The organism is Paenibacillus lemnae (assembly GCF_012933385.1).
GTDB classification, from domain to species: Bacteria; Bacillota; Bacilli; order Paenibacillales; family Paenibacillaceae; genus Paenibacillus_AQ; species Paenibacillus_AQ lemnae.
The window spans coordinates 1-21890 of record NZ_JABBPN010000033.1; the positions used below are offsets into that span (position 1 = coordinate 1).

The following is a 21890-nucleotide window of genomic DNA, read 5'->3' on the forward strand; positions in this document are numbered from 1 at the left end:
ACGAGATTATATAATCTCATGTTTGATCTTGCTAAAAGCAAGATCGGTTTAACTCACTCGTTGTTCAGTTTTCAAAGATCAACTTCTTCATTTCCCTCAACCAACTCGCTTGTTGGCCGGAATTAGAATATATCATAACTTACTAGCTTATTGCAAGCTTTTTTTTCGAAAGCTTCTTGCAATCAAAATGTTGTCTGCAACAGCCAGAAATATAATATATCATACCATTTGCTAACCAGCAAGCTTTAATTTCAATTAATTAATAAAGGCAGACACATGGCTGTGCCCGCCTGATATTTCATCTGTATCTCCTAACTATTTCGCTCCAACACGAGAAAGGATATTATCCGCTGCTTCCTTCCCTTTCATAATACAGTCCGGAATCCCGACCCCGTAATACGAACATCCTGCGAGCTGCACTCCCGGCCAGCTCTTTTCCAACTTACGTTCCAGGGTATCCACGATCTGACGATGCTCCAAATGATAATTTGGCATATTGTTAAGCCATTTCGTAACAATAGCCTCCACAGGAGCAGCATGTATGTTTAGACTCGCAGCAATATCTTGAACCGCTGTGTGCTTCAAATCATCATCTGTCATTTCACTCAATGCCTCATATGAAGGATTGGAGCTTTTGTAGAATAAACGGACCAGCAGCTGCCGCTCCTTAGATGTATGCTCCCATTTCCGGCTGCTCCATGTGCATGCATCACAGATCAGACCTTCGCCGCCTGAATTGATAAACCCGGTTCCATCACTGGGCAGCGATGCATCAGGGACATCAAATGCAAGATAGACACTAATCATTGATTTGGTATACAACCGTTTAAAGTACGGCGTAAGCTCCTCATCATTCAGCAAAGCTTTGGCCTGGCCGCTGTTACTGCTCAGTACGATGTGATCCGCTTGCAGCGTTTCTCCATTTCCCAAGTATACGTTGTAGCGTTCGCCTGCTCGTTCAATTCGTTCAGCTTGTACTCCTTTATAAATCCTGGCTCTCTCAGCCTTTTCTTCCATCTTATCAATAAAGGATGACATGCCCTCTTTAAAAGAAATAAACTTCTTACCCGCTGCACCCAGATATTTATGCCTGTTCTCATGCAGACCCAGAATAATGCTGCCGTATTCATTTTTGTAATCCAGCAGGAATGGAAGTGTAGAAGATATCGTCAAGTCGTCCAATTCTCCGGAATACACACCGGAAATGACAGGTGCGATCTGCTTCTGAACCAATTCCTCACCTAAAAATGCTTTTAGAAACAAGCCAAGAGAATCACTTTTAGTGAAAGACTCATTCGGTGCGTACAAATCTTTCAGCGCTTCCAGTTTTCCTTGATCCGAAACAAGTTCACTTTCCACTAAAGACTGGATCCCTGCAGGAATACCAAAGACAGAGTCTGCCGGGATTTTCTTCAATCCATGATCGGTATAAATATATGAAGTGCCGGTGCCGTTATATACAACTTCGTCCTTCAAACCTATCTCTTCTATTAGAGGAAAAACATTGCCCTTTCGTGCCACGATAGAATCTGCTCCGGTCTCCATAATAAATTCGCCATGTTTAGATGTGCGGATTTTACCGCCAAGCACAGGATCGGCTTCTATAAGAAACAATTCCATTTCAGAGGATTCTTTGTGCAAATAATACAGCGCGGAAAGTCCTGTAATTCCTCCGCCTATCACGACGGTTGTTGTCATTTGATGAACACCTCGGTCTGGTTATATGTTCTATAATGTACAATTTCAATCTTCCTTATATCCAAAGCTTAATTATATCACAGTGTAGAATGCGTTCGTCTTATCTGTTCTTCAATTTTATGAACACAAAAACCCCGCTGTAATCCAAGCGGAGTTCAAGTGTTTAATCATTCACTTATATGACTGTCAGGTTTAAAACACGCTTTAACTACATCATAAGCAAGCTTAGGTCTACGGTACTCGTCTACCAGCCCTTTGCTGTTCCGGGTGCACGAACGATTCAGGAGCCAGTCGAGCCCTTCTGTTACCCGGCAGTCACAGAACTGCCAAATGAACATGCCGGATATGAAATCTCTGGATTGATAGGACTTCAGATTACTGAGCAGAATATCTGCCTGACGTTCTTCAGAACCTTTCACCCGGTCCCTGCTGCGGAATCCGTAAAATCCGTCACCGCCAAATTCGCTGATGATCATCGGCTTCCCTGATCCTCCCAGACTTTCCGCCCAGCCTTTGGCAAGATCGGCCAGTTCACCCGGATCCTCATCCGTGTACCATCCCGGATACAAATTTACGGACACAATCTCGGCAAGGTCAAAGCATTTCTCGCGGCTGCGGTGATGGGATGCGAATGTTCTCGGGCGGAGAGGATCCACTTCTCGAATAATCTCAAGCTGGCGTCGATAATGGACCCGGCCTTCCTCTGTATCGCTGGCACACTCATTCAGGACTGCCCAAATCACAATGGAAGGATGATTATAATGCTGTTCTACCATCTCCCGCGTCACTTGTTCACTTTGAACTGCGAATAACGGATGCTGCATCTGTTCCAAGCTTAGTCCCCGCGCATGATTTTCTTCCCATACCAGAATTCCTAATTCATCACAGAGATCCAGAAACCGTTCATCATAGGGATAATGACTGGTACGCACCGAGTTACAGCCGAGCTCCCTGATGAGATCCAGATCCTGCACCATTAAACCAAGCGGCAGTGCACTGCCTGCCATAGGGTGATCCTCGTGCCGGTTCACGCCTTTAAAAATCAGCGGCTTACCATTCAGCATGATCTTTTCGCCGCATATATCAATACTTCGAAAACCAATGCGGTCGATCCAGTCATCCGCCTCCACTCCATTCAAAGTAAGCCTTGCTTCCAGTTCATAGAGAACCGGATGCTCCGGAGACCACGCATCGACGTCCGGATAAGCAAGCTCACCTTCCACCCAGCTGCTCTGCCCAGGATTCAAATCGATCGAGCTGAACACAAGCTCATGACCGGCCACCGTACCTTTAACCACAGCCTCCTGCTTTTTATCGCCAATATTGCGAAGCAGTGCCCGCCAATGCCCTTTCCATCCGTCCGTGGATTGGATCGGGGTGAACATCACCCGTTCCAGATATACTTCACTGATGATCTCCATGGATACAGGACGTGTAATCCCGCCGTATGTATAGTAGTCGTTGGGCACATGAAGTGCAGAATGATCTCCAAAGGAATTATCCACGTAGACCAGAAGTTCATGTTCCCCCGCTTCAACTTCAGGAAGAACAACGTCATAAGCTGTATATGCGTTGTAATGGTGCCCTGCTGGCATACCGTCAAAGTAGACGTTTGCGGTATGACTCACTCCTTTAAACTCCAGTCTTACATTACACTTCTTAGGGACAGACAGCATTTTGCGATAGACGCCTTTCCCGCGATAAGTTCCAAGCTCTGCATGACTTTCCCAGCATCCGGGTACTGGCAGTTTCATAGTATAGCGGTCAGGGACATCCCCCACTTCGGCTACCTTAGAAAAATCCCACAACCCTTCGAGCTCCTTTGTATTTCGGATACGGTGATGATCAAACAAACGAATCATGGACAGCTCCTCCTCAGGCTTGATGTATACTCTAGAGTTTAGTCCACTGTTATTAAAAAGCCCATGTCAGCAGCAGTCATAAATTTGTCATAATCGCTCCTGGCGGATTATACTATTAGCCAAAAGAATGATGTTGTAATCAGCCGAAAATGCCGCACACCTGGGAGGTCAATAACATGTATACTGTGGACGACTTGTCCGTTCGCATAGACTGGGTACTGCTGAAGACCACGGAACCTTTTTGGCAGGACATTCGTCATAACCGGTCAGTTCACTCTTTTTACTGGATTCATAAAGGAAGCGGTACTTTTCTTTGCGCGGGAGAAAACGAAGCCCATGCGGTGCAGAAGGGCATGCTGTTTTATATGGAACCCGGACTTTCCATGTCGATGGAGAGCTCTGTCGATGATCCGCTTCAGATTACGATGGTTCTGTTTCAATGCTCCATTACCTGCTATGAGAACCAACAATGGAAAATGCCTCAGCAGCTTGCGCGATTAAACATTCCATTTAAACAGCAGGTCCTGGGTCAGGATGCTTTGGATCTGGACGATGCTTTTAGGCAGATGGTCCACAGCTGGCTGCCTGATATACCGGAGCGAAATTTATATGTATGCGGAACCCTAATGCAAATCCTCGCCAAACTGCACAGTCCCGAACAGGTACAGGATCCAGAAGGTCCGGAGCAGGCTTTTCAACGGATAAAAAGATATATGCAGCAGCATTATGAGTCAACGTTTCGAATTGGAGATCTTGCCCGCAGCGAAGGGATATCGGTGTCGTATTTGCGAAAGCTTTTTATCAAGCATCTGTCTGTATCCCCTAAAGATTATCTGATCCAAATCAGAATGCAGCATGCTGAACGTTATCTTATCTTCACTCGTCTTCCTGTTCATGCCATTGCCAGGTCCTGCGGTTACCGTGATGAATTTCAGTTCAGCAAAGCTTTCTCGAAACATGCTGGACAATCCCCGCTTAAGTTTAGAAAACAAACTGAAGAACAATAAACGGCATCAAGAGATACTAGCTCTCTATATGCCGTCTATGTCTGCTGCTTCTTAGTGAGATATATGCTCCGTACCTGCAGATCCCTCTTCATCGGGATTGTATTCCACAATACGCACAACTGCATCCAGATTCAGCGGTCCATATATATGAGGATACAGCTTACCCGTCTCGTACAAATCCTCATATACAACCTCCGAAATGACCTTGCTCTCATCAATATAAAGAACGAACAGCCCTTTCTGATCCCGATAAAATGTGTTCGCAACTCCCAGCAGCTGTTCAGGTGTCGAGCAGTGAATAAAGCCATCCTTCGCAAGACTGGCTGGTGCGTATTCCCCGGCAACAACTGCATTTTTCCAGGCAACGGTGTTCATAATATGCAATATCATCTTCGCCAACTCCTTCTTCACATTCATTACAAATCTCATTTGAAGCTTTCAATAAAACGTTCTGCACTTTTGGACAGATAGTGATTTTTCAGCCATACGATACCAACACTGGATTGCAGTTCCGCATCTTCAAGCTCCAAGGCTGTCACGACGTTACCTGTATAAGAAGACATGACCGATTTGGGAAATATCGTAGCACCGATGCCTTCTGCAATGAACGACATAATAATGGCAACACTGGAGCATTCACAAATTACATGAGGCTCAAATCCATGCCGTCTGCACTCACTCATGATGGATTCATGCATACGGGTGGTGTGATCTGTCTTCAGTGTCAGGAAAGGAAAATCGGCGAGTTCAGACATTTGAATCGATGATTTCCCCTGAAACTTATGGGCCCAAGAGCTCGGAATAACGGCAACATAGGGATCCGAGGGCAGCGGCAGCACTTCACAGGGATCTGTCTGATGGAATGCTTCAAAAGGCAGCCTTGCAACCACCAGTTCAATGACTCTTTTCTGCAGCAGTTCTCCAAGGAAGGTATGATCACCCTCCATGATCTTATAGGTCAGCTGCGGGTACACTTCACGCAGACGCTGAATCACGCCCGGCAGCAGCGAGACACAGGACACCACCGATCCTATGGACAGCATGCCGCGAAGACCGTCCTCGGTCTCTTTGACCTCTTTCAAGGTTTCATCGAACTGGGACAGCAGAATTTCCGCTCGCTGTTTCAGCAGTTCCCCGGCTGAAGTCAGCTTCAAATGGCGGGAACTCCGGTCAAACAACCGCACACCCAATTCTTCTTCCATCTGCTTCAGCTGGCGGCTTAACGGCGGCTGCTCCATATTCAATTTCTTGGCAGCCCGCGTCACTTGTCCCTCATGTGCAATAGCCAGAAAATATTTAATCTGCCGCATATCCATACGAATATGTTCCCCTTCCATACCGATAAGGTATATACTTGAAACAAAATAGATACTTTTAATATACTTCTTAAAATGGTAGCATTTCAATTAAGAATAAACGTACTAGGGAGCGATGGGTATCATGGGCAGACCGATCAGTATCGAAATCAGCACACATAAAAAGAAAAAACCGCTGGAGAACGAACGCGGCTTCGGCATTCATTTCTCGGATCACATGTTTATTATGGATTATTCCGAAGGTCAGGGCTGGCACGATCCGCGCATTATCCCTTATCAGCCCATTTCTCTGGATCCGGCAGCCAAGGTGTTTCATTACGGCCAGACCATTTTTGAAGGATTGAAGGCTTACAAAACCGGTGATGGCAGGGTTCTGTTATTCAGACCACAGAAAAACATGGAGCGGCTCAACCGGTCTAATGACCGTTTAGGCGTCCCCCATATTGATGAGGAAATTGCACTCGAGGCGCTGAAAGCTCTGATCGCAGTCGACCAGGACTGGATTCCAGAAGAAAGCGGACATTCACTGTACATCCGGCCTTATGTGATTGCCACTCAACCGGCACTGGGAGTGGATGCTTCCACCGATTATAAATTTATGATCATCATGTCACCGGTTGGCAATTATTATCCGGAAGGTGTAAACCCGGTTAAAATTTATGTGGAGAACGAATATGTGAGAGCTGTCAGAGGCGGAATCGGTGAAGCGAAAACGGCCGGTAACTATGCAGCAAGCCTGAAAGCCCAGGAGATCGCCAAAGAAAAAGGATATTCTCAGGTACTCTGGCTCGATGGTGTCCACAGAAAATATGTTGAAGAAGTAGGCAGCATGAACGTGTTCTTCAAAATCAACGGAACTGTCTATACCCCGGCTTTGAGCGGCAGCATTCTTAACGGGATTACAAGAAGCTCAATCATCCAGCTTCTGCAGGAATGGAACGTTCCTGTCGAAGAAAGGGTGATATCCATCGAGGAGCTTTTTGCTGCAGCGAAAAGCGGTGAACTGGAGGAAGCTTTTGGTACCGGTACCGCTGCCGTAATCTCTCCCATCGGAGAGCTGAACTGGCGTGATGAAAAGGCCGTGATCGGCGGCGGCGTTACAGGAGAAATATCCAGCAAGCTTTATGTTACACTAACCGGCATTCAGCGAGGTCTCGTGCCAGATCCGTTCGGCTGGATGGTTGAAGTCGAGATTTAATGTGGATTATATTGTTAAAACCCCCGGCCAGAATGGCCGGGGGTTTTAACGTTTAATCAGTGTCAGTCGTTATAGGCAGCCGCACAGTAAACACCGTTCCAACCTGCAGCTCACTGTGTACAGCAATCGTGCCGCCATGGTCTTCCACGATTTTTTGGCATAAAGACAACCCGAGACCGGTTCCTTCTTCCTTCGTCGTAAAAAATGGATCGAATATTTGATCCAGATCATGTGCAGCAATCCCTTTGCCGGTATCTTCGACCTGGATCACTGCCCAAGTATTCTGAATGGATAGTGAGAAGTGAACGTTCCCCGTAATATCCATCGCCTGAAAGGCATTTCGGATCAGGTTGATGAGAACCTGAATAATTTTGTCACGGTCCATGAACACCGTTACTTCTTCCTGCGGAAGATCAATGGTAAAGGTATGTCCTCGTGAAGCCGCCTCCGATTCGCATAGAGAAAAGACACGCGTCATACAGCTGCGCAGACAATCGACCTTCATATTGCTCATATGAGGCTTGGAGAATTGGAGGAATTCAGCCGTCAGCTCGCCCACCCTCGTAATTTCGCCCATAATGACCTCATACCAGGGCTGAATATTATAATTCTGCACCTTGGAGAGCTGCACAAATCCTTTGATTGCAGTCAGCGGATTGCGTATTTCATGGGCCATGCCTGCGGCCAGCTCACCCACTGTTTTCATTTTGGCAGACCGCATAAATTCCTCCTGGCTTTTGAGCCAGGTCTCCCGGCGCATCTGAAATACCCGATCTTCCGCCATATTGATGACCTCTTGAAAAGAGCCCGCCTCCTCCGGATAACTTGTAATACTGAATGTAATCTGAACCCCCAAATCGTCAAATGAAGACAGTCCGTTGACGGGCTCATTCCCGGGAAGCAGAATTGCAAACCGGTCTCCTGCATACCGAGCTGCTGCATGCATATTTTTAAAGTGACGCCGTATATGAACGGAGAATCGAATTAGAATTTCGTTGGCCGAAGTAATGTCTTTTGCATTTAAGGATTTGAAATTGTTAATATCCAGCAGCACGATGCGAAAACTGCGAAGTTCTTCTGTCATCTGCTGGACGGTTTTCATATATCCTTCATAATTTAAAAAACCGGTCAGCGGATCATGATTGATCAGGAATTTATTTTGCTTGGTTAACGACTTTTTTTCCATTTCGATCTTGATAATAGTATGCAGCGTATAAATAATGACCAACGATGAGATGATGTCGTATACGGATACGATGATGTTATACGTGGTGTATGGTGAGTAGGATAATCGGATGAGGGAATACTGGATCGTGATCAGCAGTGCACAAGGAAGCATCTGTTTTAACTTCCAGCTGTGCTGAATCACATTCGTAATTAATATGTAATATAACAGAAGACACCAATTCAATTGGCTGGCATAATGAAACAAACCGAGCAGAACGAATTGCAGCACCAGGACTTTGGGATGTTTCTTCTCAATCCACATGCTTATGTTCAACAATAACGCAGATCCCGCCAATAGCAGAATATTTCTGTCCGGAATCAAGATCACTGAAGAGAACAGGACAAACAGCGAAATAAAAGGTACTAAAATCGATTTCAAGACATGAATGGACAACATTCTCACTCCAAACGAGTTGCTTGTCATTTTCACAGTTATCCCCTTCATCAGTTATAACAAAAAAATTGGAAGATTGACAGAACAAACATTAAAAACAGCCGTCGTAAAGGACGGCTGTTTCGATGTTAGGGTCGTCTGAGAGTTACAGCTCCAACACAGCTACTCCATAAGGGGACAAAGTCAATGAATCTATGGATTTTTTTGTAATATCATCATCTACGAGCAGAGGTTTCATCCGCTGTTTCAAAGAAACGGCCTGCTCTTCTCTTGATAAATTCAATACAAATACATATTCTGTTCCATCTTTTATGCGCCGGGTCATATGAATTCCTTCCGGCAGATCAGGATACACCTCGATATCCAGATTATTACACAGACGTGTGAACAAGGCTTTCAAATAAGACTCTTCTGGAAATGTTCCCACATAAAATGCTTCGCCTTGGCCCAGCTTGTTCCTCGTCACAGCAGGTGTCCCTTTATAAAAATCACAATCATAAGAAGCAACAGTCTCTGCCGTATCCGCCTCAAGCAGATCGCACCAGTAGCTGCATTCATATGAATGTCCGTCTAGCGACGCTATGCGGTGAACATGACTGCCAATCGGATCGTACTCTTTCACACTGACGCCGAAAATGGAGGAAAGCGGCCCAGGGAGCGGTTTCATCCAGCATTGGTTATTCATCTGCTTCACACCGCTTCGAGGAAGTGCCACAACCGTTCCTCCCTTGCGGACAAACGCTTCAATATGGGAAGCGCTCTCTTCATCTGCAACAAACAGTGATGGAAGGATAAGCAACCGGTACTCTTCCGGAAGGTTGTCCAGCCGATGAAGAATATCTACACCGACACCAGACTTCAGCAGTGATCTGTGAATCAATTTTATATATTCATAATAATCATAGCCTTCGGTCTGAGGCTGCAGCTGAAGCGCTGTATGACTATCAAAATCATAGAGTATCGCAACTTTATGCTGCATTTCAGAACCGAAGATCTGATCAGATAATCGGTTAGCTTCACGAGCAAACTGCTGGAACTCTTTAAACCTTCTCCCGGGAACATTACTGTGATCAATCAGTCCATGCCAATACTGCTCCGCACCGGCCGCAGCACTTCTCCATCGGAAAAATACGACGCCATCCGCCCCCCGTGACACGCTTTGCCATGCAAACGCCCTTAAGAATCCCGGATAAGGGCTGCGCCAGACAGGCATCCAACTGCCGGGCATTCCACCAAACTGTTCCATCACCCAAAAATTCTGCTGCTTAAAACCTCTGGTCCGATCTAAGAGCAAAGCACCGCTGTAAGGGTTGCTCTTGGCTTTATCCGGATCCGTAGCAGGATAATAATCGAAAGAAGCAAAGTCCAGTTCATCATACAGTTCGTGGAGGTCGAGCGGCAGCGGAGCACTCCAGGTATTGTGTGTGATCCACTGATCACGGCTGTGACTGCGAATTTCATCAATTTGAATCTGCTGATAGCTTGTAACCGATTGACTCTGAAACCGGCGGTAATCCAGCAATAAAGAAGGGTTAAAATAGCGTTCATTCGTGGGATAAAGTGCGATTTGCTCCCAATCGCTGAATCCCCCGCTCCATACCACCGTTCCCCACTCTTGGTTCAGGGTTTTCAAATCACCATACTTTTCCTTCAGCCAATTCCGAAATCCTGATAAACAGTTGGAACAGCGGCACATGTGCAGCGAAAACTCATTGTCCGTCTGCCAACCGATTACAGACTTGCGGCTGCCATAACGCTGTGCCATCTGTTTGGTAATAGCAGCTGTCAGGATACGCATAGAAGGGCTGTTGTAACAACGATGGCCGCGGACACCCGGATGAGACAAGTGCTGATCGGGCAGATCGGGCAGGGAATCCGGATAATGCTGACTCAACCATTGAGGAGGCGTCATGGTCGGGATCCCCAGCACAACATCAATTCCATGTCTTTCAAAAAGTGAAATCGCTTCATCCAGCCATTGAAAATCATATGTTCCTTCTTCCGGCTCCAAGCGGCTCCATGCAAATTCAGCCATACGGACAACGTTTACACCGCTGTCTTTCATAAGCAAAACATCGGTTTTCCATTCTTTCTTATTCCAATGCTCTGGGTAATAATCCACACCGATACGCAGCAATCTCATTCCCCCTGATACATCTTAGTTTATTGGTTAAACTATGTTTGATTTCAGCATAACCTGTATAGAGTACCACTTCAACCTTTACGATAATATTTTGACTTCTGGGTAAATGCACAGGTACAATAATCCCTGCCGTCATAAACTATCTTCGAATCATCACATTAATGGTTGGGGGATGTTAATATGGCTGGAATGGGCGGATGGAATACAGGAATGAATACCTCAATACCTCCTGTGCAGGCTGGAACAGCAATGCCGCCAGTTTCTCATAGTTCCGGATATCCCGGGCTGTCTGTGGCTGCAGCATCTTATCAAAGTACCAAAGTATATGTACAACCGGTGGCCCATCCTCATGCATGTGCCCCTGCTGTACTGCCTGCTGCATGCGTACCGAAGAGAACGGGAATGGCAGCTTTTGAATTAGTATTGTTTATATTGCTGGTTATCGTCATTCGTTGGTGGCACAGCTGCTAAACTGAACCTGCCGGTAATTGCAGCCAGGGGGGCTCTCTTCGCTTCTTTTCGATGTGAGATGAATGCTCCCCTGCAGGGTTGCCGCAGGGTATTTACATAACCCAATAACTAATGCGACAATACATACGATTGTATGTTCACAACGTTTGGAAAGGAATGGCTTATGGCTCAGTTATTTTTTAAGTATGGCAGCATGAACAGCGGGAAATCGATCGAAATTTTGAAAGTGGCTCACAATTATGAAGAACAGAACAAACCTGTTCTCATTTTCACTTCGGCTTTGGACAACCGTGATGAGGTCGGCTATGTGTCCTCCCGCATCGGTTTGCGTAGACAAGCAATTCCAATCACCGAATCCACAGATATTTTCGGAATGGTTCAGAATCAAAGCCCAAAGCCTTTTTGTATATTGGTGGACGAGTGTCAATTCCTCTCGAAATCAAATATTTTGCAGCTCGTTCGGATTGTCGATGAGCTTGACGTCCCTGTGATGGGATTCGGGCTGAAAAATGATTTCCGAAATGATCTGTTTGAGGGAAGCCGCTGGATGCTGGTCTATGCCGACAAGATTGAAGAAATGAAAACCATTTGCTGGTTCTGCGAACGAAAAGCTACAATGAATTTGAGGTTAAAAGATGGCAAACCCATATATACAGGTGAACAAATTGCAATCGGCGGAAATGACTCCTACGTCCCGGTGTGCCGAAAATGCCACATCCATCCGCCTGTAAGTCAACACCACTGATTATGTGAAAAGGAGTAACGAAACATGCCTATTGTCAGACCACTGTTCAGTGACCAGGATTTTCAAGAAGCTGTTGATCAGCAGTATGAAGTGCGAGTATTTAAAGAAGATCAGCTCGTTCATGCAGGTACTACGGTCATCCGCTTTACCGATCAAACCGTCGTAACCCAGTCTGATGTCAGCAATGTGGATTACTACAGCCGCACTGAATGTCAATTTTATGAACTTCGGAATTAGGGAGAGATACTATTCATCATGCTGGAATGGATAAGACAAGCACTACATGATTTAAAAAATATCGATATGCATCAGGTGGAAACCCTGCTGAAGGAGTATTCCCAGCTCGGACCGTTTCCAGGGATATTGATTTGTTTCCTGGAAGCCTTTCTTCCTATTCTGCCTTTGATTGTGATTGTGATGGGCAATGCAGCCGCTTACGGGCTGTGGTTTGGTTTTCTCTTCTCCTGGATCGGCGTTTGTGCTGGCGCGATTGCCGTCTTCTGGCTGGTCCGCAAGCTTGGCGGAAGGCTCGGTACCTATATCCAGAAGAAGATGCCCGGAACGCAGCGATTCTTTCACTGGATCGAAGAAAAAGGATTCACGCCGATCTTTATCATGTACTGCTTTCCCTTCACGCCTTCGGCTCTGATTAACATCGCATCCGGCCTTAGTTCCGTATCCATGACCACGTTTATTATTGCCGTTATGGCCGGCAAGTCGGTAATGATCTTTATGGTTGCCTTTATCGGTCACGATTGGCAGGGCTTTATCCACCAGCCCTGGCGTATCCTGATTGCTGTTTTCGTCTTATGGCTGTTGTGGATGATCGGCAAAAAACTCGAGAATCGCTATCATCATACGTGATTGCAGACTCGAAAAGCCCTTTGCAGAAACCCGAAATGGTATCGGATTTCTGAAAGGGCTTTTTATACATGCTATTGGTTTTTGATTATTGTTTTCCGCGGGTCTTGGTATTTGACTGTCGATTCAGGCCATGTTCCTCAATCTCTTTTTGAATGACTGGCCTTAATTCGTCAAATCGGCTCTTATCCCACATGGGTATACCTGAGCGGTAAGCCGCTCTTCCGTTCAAGTGACCGGCAACCGGTGAGGTGATAAATACAAAGATGATCCCCAGAATCAGTTTGGCACTGGTATGCTCTACATAAATCATAAAGTAAAGAAAAGCGCCTGTCAGAATCAGGAGTACACCCAGCGTAGCACTTTTGGTAGCTGCATGAGATCTAAGATACACGTCCGGCAGTCGAATCAGGCCGAAAGCACTGACCACACTTAAGACAGCACCGAACAAAACGAGCAGCCCGATCAGCAGTTCACCAATCTCGTTAATCATTTGTGCGCTCAATGACATCCCCCCGTTCGATATATCGAGCCAGCGCTGTTGTGCCAATGAAGGTCAAAATCCCAATCAGAAGAATAATATCTAAGTAGGCAAAGGTCCGCAGCAGCATAGACAGAACGGCAACGATAGATAGCAGAATGACGCCGATCGTATCCAATGCAATAATGCGGTCATTCATGGAAGGACCCTTGATCAATCGGTATACACTGCCCAATATGCCCAGTGACAAAAGTGCCAGCGAAAGCATTAACATCATATCCATCATCGCCGGGTCACCTCCATAATTGCTCTCTCAAAAGTGCCTCTGATCTGACTAGACACGCTTTCTACATCATCGATATCCATAGCATGGATATACAACGTTTTTTTATCGTGAGACACTTCTAACGTCAATGTTCCCGGCGTGAGGCAAATCAGCAGTGAGAGAATGGTAACCTCCCAGTCAGATTCCAGTTCTGTTTCATATGCGAAAATACCGGGTGTGACATTCAGCTTGGGACGAAGCACCTGTGCAATTACTGTAACACTCGACTTAAACAGTTCTTTAAGAAACAGAAGCAGTAATAGAATCAGCGACCACAGTTTCCGAAGATAAAAATCCTGTGACCAGAAACGGTTCAATAGACCAATTAACACCGCCCCGACGATGAACCCGAGAATGAACCGGGGGGCAGACCAGTCAGAATATAAAAACATCCAAACGACAGCAATAATGATGTTTAACAGGATTTGATGGCCCATCTGCACTACTCCTTTAATACGGCATCGATATAGATTGACGGGTTGGACAGCACTTCACCGGCTTGGCTGGCAAAACTGTAAACCCATTCAGCACCCAGACCCAGTCCAATAACAATGATAAACAACGCACCCGCAGAAACATACACTGACACCGGCCATTTTTTACGTTCAGTTACTGGAAGCATGGGATCTTCCCGCCAGAAAGCCCCCATGAATACTCTTATTAACGAATACAGAACCATCAAGCTGGACATAACAGCAACAGCTGTTAACCAGAATTGACCGCCTTCAATGCCTCCCGAAACCATCAGTACCTTCCCAGTGAATCCGCTGAGTGGAGGAATGCCTACGAGTGCTAGAGCCAGAACGAAAAACATCCAGCCGACCGCAGGGTACTTCTTGATCAACCCTCCCATTTGGTCGAGATGACTTGAATTTGCTGCTGATATCATCATACCGCCCAGAATAAACAATAATGCTTTTGCAATCATGTCATGGATCAGATATAGTACGGTACCATCCAATGACTCTCTGGTTGCGACAGATAAACCGAAGGCAATAAAGCCGACACTCAGTATAACATTATAGTTCAATATACGATGCACATCTTTGTATGCTGCGGCTCCTATTCCACCGAGAATCATGGTCGCTGCCGCCATCCAAGCGATAATGGTATGAGTAAATCCCTGGTCATGATAAAACATTAATGTAAATGTGCGAATCACAGCATACAAGCCGACTTTGGTCAACAAGGCACCGAACAGCGCTATAACCGCGGTAGGCGGAACGCTGTACGAGCCAGGAAGCCAGTAGAATAAAAACAGACCGGCTTTTAACGCAAACACGATCAAGAACATGATCGATATAATATTCAGCATCCCGCCCTGCTGAGCTTCTGCAACTCGTACAGAGATATGCGCCATATTTAACGTTCCAATCGTTCCATATAGAATGGCCATAGAAGCCACGAAAAGCGCAGAAGACAATATATTGATCAGAATATATTTTAACGTCTCGCGAAGCTGTCTGCGGCTGCCTCCCAGCACGATCAGTACGTAGGAAGATATCAGCATCACTTCAAAGCACACAAACAGATTAAACAAGTCGCCTGTCATGAAGGACCCGATAACTCCTGCCAGCAGAAATTGAAGAAAAGGATAAAAATAATATTTCTCTCTCTTCTCCCCTACGGTACGAAAAGCGTACAGCAGACATCCGGCAGCTGCGGCCAGTGTCGTTAATACCAGCAGTGCTGAGAACATATCGGCAACAAACACAATGCCGTACGGCGGCAGCCAGCCCCCCATGTATAATGTCTGGATTCCCTTCTCACTCACCTGTCCAACCAGCAGCGCAGCGACCACAATATTGATCAGCAGGCTGACCAGACTTATCCATCGCTGCAATTGAACTTTTTTGAACAGGAAGATCAGCACTACGGCGGTCAGCAGTGGAATCAAAAGGGGCAGTACAACCAGATTATTCATCTTCGCGCCCCCTCAGCTCTTCCATATCGTCTGTACCTAAACGCTGATACGCTTTGTATGCCAAGACGAAGAAAAATGAAGTCACTCCAAAGCTGATAACAATGGAAGTTAATATCAATGCCTGAGGCAGCGGATCAACATACGATTCTGCTTTTTCTCCGAGCAGTGGAGCAGCACCAGTCTTGAGCCTAGCGGTCGTAAGCAGCAGCAAGTGAATCGCGTGCGTTACCAATGAAGTTCCAAGTATGATCCTCAGCAAGCTTTTGGAGAGAATCAAGTATACGCCGACGGCGAACAATACGCCGATCGTGAGTGCCATATATAATTCCATGTCTAGTTATCCCTCCCTATGGAATAAATGATCGTCATGGTCACACCCACGACAGCCAAATATACACCTAAATCAAACAGTACCGCTGTAGCCAATTCTGTTTTCCCCAGCAGAGGAAGTGTGAAATAGTCAAAAGCCTGGCTTAAAAACGGTGCATCGAACAGGAACGAACCCATACCAGTAAGCAGTGCAATGAGCAGTCCGGCAGCGATCATGGTTCGGAAATTGACTGGAATAATTTTCTCACTGATATTCATGCCGAAGGCCATGGAGAGCAGTACAAGCGCTGCCGCTGTCATCAGACCACCGATAAATCCGCCCCCTGTGTTGTTATGGCCAGACAGGAACAGATACAAAGCAAATGTCAGAATAATAAAGATGACCAGTTTAGAAATAGTCCGCAGAATGACATCATTGCTGTTAGGGAGCATCAGATCTACCCTGCGGTCACCCAAACCGATGATTTCGTCTCCGGAATCAATTTTGATTAAAGCGTATATACCAAAAGCAGCGATACCAAGCACCATGATTTCAAGCATCGTATCAAATCCACGGAAGTCTACAAGTATGACATTGACGATATTTTTACCGCCCGCTAAATTGTAGCTTTCTTTAATGTAATAATCTGAAATCGACGCAAACAACCGGTCGCTTGATGCACCAAGTGCCAGCAACGTCACGACGGCACCTGCAGCAATCGAGATGATCGCATTGGTCCACTTAAAGCGAAGAGGAACCATTTCTTTACGCAGCTTGGGAAGATGGTAGAAACAGAGCAGGAACAGCATCACGGATACAGTTTCCACAATCATCTGCGTCAAAGCCAGATCGGGAGCCCGGAACAAGACAAAGAATAACGTAACCATATAGCCCGACATGCCGGTGATAATAATCGCAATCAGACGATTTTTAACAAACGGCAGCACGAGTACAGATCCGATCATTGAGATAATAATGACCATTTCGTAAAAAGAAACCGGTGCAAAGCCCGATGTATCGATCTTCACCCCGCCTGAATCGACAATCGCATACGTTAACAGTAAGACAAACGCTGCGAAGATATAGATGACATAGTGCCGAATAGAGCCCGTCATATATGATTTCGTTACCTTGCTGCTTCCTTTTTCATACCCAGCCAGACCTTTGTCATATAGACGGTTCAATGTAAACCGTTCGGTCCACGGTGAGTTCAACAACCTGTATTTGTTAAATATCAGGAAAATCAAAATTCCGATGAGAATGACTCCGAGCGTCATGAATATTTCTGCATTCCAGCCGTGCCAAAATGTAATGTGCACATCAAATTGCTCTCCCGATGACAGCATGTTTGGCAGCACAGCTGCCATAGCCGGTTCAATGAGCGAATAAGACAGCAGATTAGGAAAAAAACCGAACACGACGACCAGCGAAGCCAGAATGACAGGTGAAATGAGCAGACCCATAGGTGCTTCGTGTGGTGTTTTCTCCAGAGCTTCGGGCTTTCCTTTACCAAGAAAGGTTTTGAAAACGAGAATCATGCTGTACACGAAAGTAAAAATACTGGCAATCCATGCGATGACCGGTATTAATACCCCCCATGTCTGAACATTCCAGAAATCCATCTTCGCAGCCTGGAGAACAGCAGTAAAGAACATCTCCTTACTCAGAAACCCGTTAAATGGCGGTAATCCGGCCATAGAAAAAGCACCAATGACAGCAATCGTAAAGGTGATTGGCATTAGAGCCATCAGACCTCCGAGCCTCCGCAGGTCCCTCGTGCCTGTCTCATGGTCAACGATACCAACGACCATAAATAATGCACCTTTAAAGGTCGCGTGATTGATCAGGTGGAACACGGCGGCAGTGGTTGCTTTTGTATAGAACAACGCATCAGCAGAACCTGTAAAAAATGCAGATGCTGAACCCAAGCCGAACAGCGACATAATCAACCCAAGCTGGCTTATAGTGGAAAACGCAAGAAGAGCTTTCAAATCCGTCTGCTTCATAGCCCTTACTGAGCCGTAAATCAGGGTGCACAATCCAGCCCCGGAAACCAGCCAGAACCACTCCGGCTGTCCTGCGAACACAGGACTGAAGCGGGCAACAAGATAAATGCCTGCTTTAACCATTGTAGCTGAATGGAGATAAGCACTGACCGGTGTAGGTGCTTCCATCGCATCTGGAAGCCAGATATGAAAAGGAAATTGTGCCGATTTAGTAAATGCACCGAGCAGGATTAGAATCATGGCTGGCAAGAATAGCGGCTCGCCCACAATCTCTCCTGTTTGAGCAATGACCTCCCTTACGCTCAGACTTCCGGCCATTGCCGAGAGCATAAGAAAGCCTGTAAACATGGCCAGACCTCCGAATACGGTGATGAGCATGGATTTCAATGCACCATAACGGGATCTTTCACGGTTATACCAAAAAGCAATAAGCAGGAAAGATGAAATGCTGGTTAATTCCCAAAAGCCATAGAGCACCATCATGTTATCGGATAATACAACCCCGAGCATGGCACCCATAAATATCAGAAGATATACATAGAAACGGTGAACTGCTTCTCTCTTCTTATCGAGATAATAAATAGAATACAAAACGACCAGCATACCGATCCCGGAAATGAGCAGGGAAAACAGGAGACTTAGTCCGTCCAAATACACAGAAAAATTAATTCCAAGTGATGGGATCCATGGAAGCTCATGAAGCCCGCCATTGCCCTGCTGAACAATCGGGATCATACTGAGAAAGAATCCAAAGATGACTGTTGGTACGGGCAGAACCAGCCATCCGGTATGAATTCCTTTCAGCTTGATGCCAATGATGCCTGTCAAAATGGCATAGAACAATGGTGCCAGGATGGCGATGTGAAGAAGCGACAAAATGATTCCTCCTTGACTACGATTTTTTCTTCCTAAGTATTGCCATATTTAGATAAAAAAATCTAAAAAACACAAAAAGAGCCCACGTTTGGCAGGCTCCTCCAGGTATTGCTTATGTAATTGTTTCAAACATTTTTCAAACCGAAAATCAGTATAGCCTACATCAACATGCTTTGTCAAAGATATGGTGAATGATTATCATAAAATTGGGCATCACTCTATATAAACACTAAGGAGTGATTTCACCAATGATAAGCAAAAAAGTATGGGGCTGCGCAGGAATTTTTGTCGTGATATTTTTGGCATCTGCTCTGTTAAATTCAAGCATAACACATCATGCATCTTTAAATACGGAGTATCCACTTTATTCTATAACCTCACAACCTCAGAGTGAAACGCAAGCTAAACAGCAGCCTTTTAAACCGAGGGAATATATTCGAATAATTCGAAAAGCGTCCCAATGAAAATTCATTTCTTATTGGAGTCCATATTTTTGAATACGGTCATGAAATCACTAGGGTTATCTCTGACCATGTAAGAATAAACCCCGAAGCTTGTATGCAAATACAGCATGCCGCCAGAGGAACCCATGCTTCGGAACGATATATCAAACACATCTTTAACAGCAAATTCACGGGTCTTCGTTATGATGGATTGATGGGACAAGAGCAGCTCGCGATCCTCTTCCGTGATCTTCAGTTCTGTGCTCTGAACACGTCTTACCACTTTGTAATAAGGCTGAACAGCTAACCAGCTCATATTCGCCCTCCTTGTCTGTGAGTTCTATGTGAATTATACCCACATTCGGCGTTTCGATTGCAAGAAGGTCATATAAATCCGTTAGGATAAACAAAGAAGTGGCGGTACAGGATCAACCCTGATACCACCACTTCTTTGTTTATTTAAACGGTTATGATGCCTCAACCATTCTTGACTGAGGTCCCATCTTGATCACTTCAATATGGTTTATCTCTGCAAAACGTATAATTTCACGTACCCCTTCACACTTGGAGTCTAGAAATTTGAACGTATAGCGCATGGCCGGTTTCTTGCTGTTCTTTAATTTAAGACCGAATGCAGCACTGCGGCAGCCAGAAATACGAATCAATTCCAAATCTTCAGCATGTATGACTTCTCCATTAATGACAATGCTCTTCGTATCACTTTGGATAATGACTCCCCGCTTCACGAACCGGGCAAAGATCTCTATTCCTAATGCTCCAACCATTATAAGATTCACAACAATTTGAGCGTAAAACAATACTGGAAACGACTGTTTCGTCCAGACACCAATCTGAAAAATCACGACACTAAACATAAAAGACAACACTATAATTTCTTTCATTCGAGTGGCATATTTAATTTCATAATTCATCATGAGGTCAACTCCATTCCTGATAGTAAAATAAATTCGTGGAAGTGCTTTCAATTCATTCTACCTTAATATACCACGTTTGTACACAATTTAGTCACATGAAAGCCACAGTTTTGTCAAAATAATATTTAATCGGGTCTTGATTTTCATTAAAAATTTAGAATCTTTATAGAATGTTTATCGATATTTTCTTCTTACCCTGTGCCTCAAATTTAGGTTTATTACACTTGAACTTCATAATTGCGCAAGTTTTGGGTATATCACATATAAGCCATTTATAAATTCAAGGAGGGATTACATGAAAGCTGTTACGTTTCAAGGTGCCCATGATGTCCAGGTAAAAGAAGTTGAGGACCCTAAACTGCAAAAAGCAGATGATATTATTGTACGTATTACCTCCACCGCTATCTGCGGATCGGATCTGCATATTTATAAAGGAGCTCTGCCCGCCAAAAAGGATTTTGTTATCGGTCATGAACCGATGGGTATTGTTGAGGAAGTTGGACCTGAGGTTACAAAAGTTAAAAAAGGAGATCGGATTGTTCTTCCTTTTAACGTATCCTGTGGACATTGCTTCTATTGTGAGAACGAAATGGAAAGCCAGTGCGACAATGCGAACGCCAACCCGGAGTTTGATACAGGTGCCTATTTCGGTTACACCGAACGATATGGAGATTATTCCGGCGGCCAGGCAGAGCTGCTTCGGGTTCCATATGGTAATTTCATGCCTTTCAAAATACCAGAGTCGTGTGAGCTTGAAGACGATGCACTTCTGTTTATGTCTGATGTCCTGCCAACTGCTTATTGGAGTATCGAGAATTCGGGCATGAAAAAAGGTGATACCGTGATTGTGCTCGGCTGCGGTCCTGTCGGCTTGATGACCCAGAAATTCGCCTGGATGAAAGGCGCCAAACGAGTGATTGCTGTTGACCATGTACCGTATCGCCTTCGTCATGCTGAAAAAACAAACAAGGTCGAAACGATTAATTTTAAGGAATTTGATGAGACTGGAAAATATTTGCGGGAACTAACTTCCGGTGGCGCGGATGTCGTCATCGATTGTGTCGGCATGGATGGCAAGAAGAATCCATTAGAGGCGATTGGTCAAAAGTTGAAGATCCAGGGCGGAACCTTGAGCGCTTTAGAAATCGCACTTCAAGCCGTACGGAAATTTGGTACGATTCAATTGACCGGAGTGTATGGTTCGAAGTACAATATGTTCCCTTTAGGCAATATTTTCGAACGAAATGTATCACTCAAAATGGGACAGGCACCAGTGATCCATATGATGCCAATGCTGTTTGATATGATAACAGAAGGCAAAATCGATCCAACCGACATTATTACACATGAGGTGCCTCTGGCAAGAGCGAGTGACGCATACAAGGCATTTAATGACCATGCAGATGATTGTATTAAAGTCGTTCTCAAGCCATAAGGAATTTAAAAGCGGATATTGTAAAAAAACACCCCACGGGAGCCAAGTGTATTTCTGCTCCAGTGGGGTGTTTATGTGGGGAATCGAGTTCATACAAAAAAATTATGCTTAGTTCTATGAGTGACTGCTGCGTTTCATCCAAGAATTCATACGTTCCGTCTCTTTTGCATTGTTCAGAGCCAGATCGAAATCCTTCATGGTACGAGTATAGTTCTCGTTCGAAGACTCATAGC

The 21890-nt window shown here is 45.2% G+C and carries 21 protein-coding genes; 7 read left to right on the plus strand and 14 right to left on the minus strand.

Annotation, left to right across the window (positions count from 1 at the left end):
* Positions 1-315: 315 nt before the first annotated feature.
* Together hemG and HII30_RS20840 are read right to left on the minus strand one after the other, a co-directional pair.
* Positions 316-1698: a protoporphyrinogen oxidase gene (hemG, locus tag HII30_RS20835; RefSeq protein ID WP_169506970.1), complete on the minus strand. Its 1383-nt coding sequence runs from the start codon at positions 1696-1698 to the stop codon at positions 316-318.
* Between the two features lie 167 nt (positions 1699-1865).
* Positions 1866-3560, minus strand: a complete 1695-nt coding sequence (locus HII30_RS20840) for a glycoside hydrolase family 2 protein (RefSeq protein ID WP_169506971.1) — start codon at positions 3558-3560, stop codon at positions 1866-1868.
* A gap of 176 nt (positions 3561-3736) precedes the next feature.
* On the opposite strand from HII30_RS20840, the gene HII30_RS20845 reads away from it, so the two are divergent.
* The gene (locus HII30_RS20845; RefSeq protein ID WP_169506972.1) at positions 3737-4567 is read left to right on the plus strand and encodes an AraC family transcriptional regulator; all 831 of its coding nucleotides are present in this window, start codon (positions 3737-3739) and stop codon (positions 4565-4567) included.
* Between the two features lie 51 nt (positions 4568-4618).
* On the opposite strand, the gene HII30_RS20850 is transcribed toward HII30_RS20845, so the two are convergent.
* Both HII30_RS20850 and HII30_RS20855 read right to left on the minus strand, forming a co-directional pair.
* Positions 4619-4957 carry a DUF952 domain-containing protein gene (locus HII30_RS20850; RefSeq protein WP_169506973.1) on the minus strand — a complete coding sequence of 113 codons (339 nt, stop codon included), beginning with the start codon at positions 4955-4957 and terminating at the stop codon, positions 4619-4621.
* A 35-nt stretch (positions 4958-4992) separates the two neighbouring features.
* A complete protein-coding gene (locus HII30_RS20855) occupies positions 4993-5883 on the minus strand; it encodes a LysR family transcriptional regulator (protein ID WP_169506974.1) in 891 nt (296 codons plus the stop codon).
* A gap of 124 nt (positions 5884-6007) precedes the next feature.
* Here HII30_RS20855 and HII30_RS20860 point away from each other — a divergent pair, with 124 nt between their 5' ends.
* Entirely contained in the window at positions 6008-7081 is a 1074-nt protein-coding gene (locus HII30_RS20860; protein WP_169506975.1) for a branched-chain amino acid aminotransferase, read from the plus strand.
* A gap of 52 nt (positions 7082-7133) precedes the next feature.
* On the opposite strand, the gene HII30_RS20865 is transcribed toward HII30_RS20860, so the two are convergent.
* Both HII30_RS20865 and HII30_RS20870 read right to left on the minus strand, forming a co-directional pair.
* Positions 7134-8687, minus strand: a complete 1554-nt coding sequence (locus tag HII30_RS20865; RefSeq protein WP_343045142.1) for an ATP-binding protein — start codon at positions 8685-8687, stop codon at positions 7134-7136.
* 160 nt (positions 8688-8847) lie between these two features.
* Entirely contained in the window at positions 8848-10839 is a 1992-nt protein-coding gene (locus HII30_RS20870; RefSeq protein ID WP_246246808.1) for a beta-galactosidase, read from the minus strand.
* Between the two features lie 186 nt (positions 10840-11025).
* On the opposite strand from HII30_RS20870, the gene HII30_RS20875 reads away from it, so the two are divergent.
* The 4 genes from HII30_RS20875 (at position 11026) to HII30_RS20890 (ending at position 12925) form a co-directional block, all read left to right on the plus strand.
* Positions 11026-11316, plus strand: a complete 291-nt coding sequence (locus HII30_RS20875; RefSeq protein ID WP_169506977.1) for a hypothetical protein — start codon at positions 11026-11028, stop codon at positions 11314-11316.
* A 163-nt stretch (positions 11317-11479) separates the two neighbouring features.
* Positions 11480-12061 (plus strand): thymidine kinase, encoded by a 582-nt coding sequence (locus tag HII30_RS20880; RefSeq protein ID WP_169506978.1) that lies wholly within the window; start codon positions 11480-11482, stop codon positions 12059-12061.
* A 24-nt stretch (positions 12062-12085) separates the two neighbouring features.
* Entirely contained in the window at positions 12086-12298 is a 213-nt protein-coding gene (locus tag HII30_RS20885; RefSeq protein ID WP_169506979.1) for a hypothetical protein, read from the plus strand.
* Between the two features lie 18 nt (positions 12299-12316).
* Positions 12317-12925 carry a TVP38/TMEM64 family protein gene (locus tag HII30_RS20890; protein WP_169506980.1) on the plus strand — a complete coding sequence of 203 codons (609 nt, stop codon included), beginning with the start codon at positions 12317-12319 and terminating at the stop codon, positions 12923-12925.
* Positions 12926-13010: 85 nt separating this feature from the next.
* On the opposite strand, the gene mnhG is transcribed toward HII30_RS20890, so the two are convergent.
* From mnhG to HII30_RS20930, 8 genes are all read right to left on the minus strand, one after another.
* The gene (gene mnhG, locus HII30_RS20895; RefSeq protein ID WP_169506990.1) at positions 13011-13415 is read right to left on the minus strand and encodes a monovalent cation/H(+) antiporter subunit G; all 405 of its coding nucleotides are present in this window, start codon (positions 13413-13415) and stop codon (positions 13011-13013) included.
* Positions 13408-13689 (minus strand): Na(+)/H(+) antiporter subunit F1, encoded by a 282-nt coding sequence (locus tag HII30_RS20900; protein ID WP_169506981.1) that lies wholly within the window; start codon positions 13687-13689, stop codon positions 13408-13410. The genes mnhG and HII30_RS20900 overlap by 8 nt, the downstream gene beginning before the upstream one ends.
* Positions 13686-14165, minus strand: coding sequence for a Na+/H+ antiporter subunit E (locus HII30_RS20905; RefSeq protein WP_169506982.1), 480 nt, complete (start codon positions 14163-14165; stop codon positions 13686-13688). Before HII30_RS20905 ends, HII30_RS20900 begins: the two co-directional genes overlap by 4 nt.
* 5 nt (positions 14166-14170) lie before the next feature.
* Entirely contained in the window at positions 14171-15652 is a 1482-nt protein-coding gene (locus tag HII30_RS20910) for a Na+/H+ antiporter subunit D (protein WP_169506983.1), read from the minus strand.
* A complete protein-coding gene (locus HII30_RS20915; protein WP_169506984.1) occupies positions 15645-15983 on the minus strand; it encodes a Na(+)/H(+) antiporter subunit C in 339 nt (112 codons plus the stop codon). Before HII30_RS20915 ends, HII30_RS20910 begins: the two co-directional genes overlap by 8 nt.
* Before the next feature lie 2 nt (positions 15984-15985).
* Positions 15986-18844, minus strand: coding sequence for a Na+/H+ antiporter subunit A (locus HII30_RS20920; protein WP_169506985.1), 2859 nt, complete (start codon positions 18842-18844; stop codon positions 15986-15988).
* 468 nt (positions 18845-19312) lie between these two features.
* Positions 19313-19603, minus strand: coding sequence for a hypothetical protein (locus tag HII30_RS20925; RefSeq protein WP_169506986.1), 291 nt, complete (start codon positions 19601-19603; stop codon positions 19313-19315).
* A 151-nt stretch (positions 19604-19754) separates the two neighbouring features.
* Complete coding sequence (locus HII30_RS20930; protein WP_169506987.1) at positions 19755-20222, minus strand: hypothetical protein; 468 nt, start codon at positions 20220-20222, stop codon at positions 19755-19757.
* Positions 20223-20517: 295 nt separating this feature from the next.
* On the opposite strand from HII30_RS20930, the gene HII30_RS20935 reads away from it, so the two are divergent.
* Positions 20518-21657 carry a zinc-dependent alcohol dehydrogenase gene (locus tag HII30_RS20935; RefSeq protein WP_169506988.1) on the plus strand — a complete coding sequence of 380 codons (1140 nt, stop codon included), beginning with the start codon at positions 20518-20520 and terminating at the stop codon, positions 21655-21657.
* Positions 21658-21890: the final 233 nt, after the last annotated feature.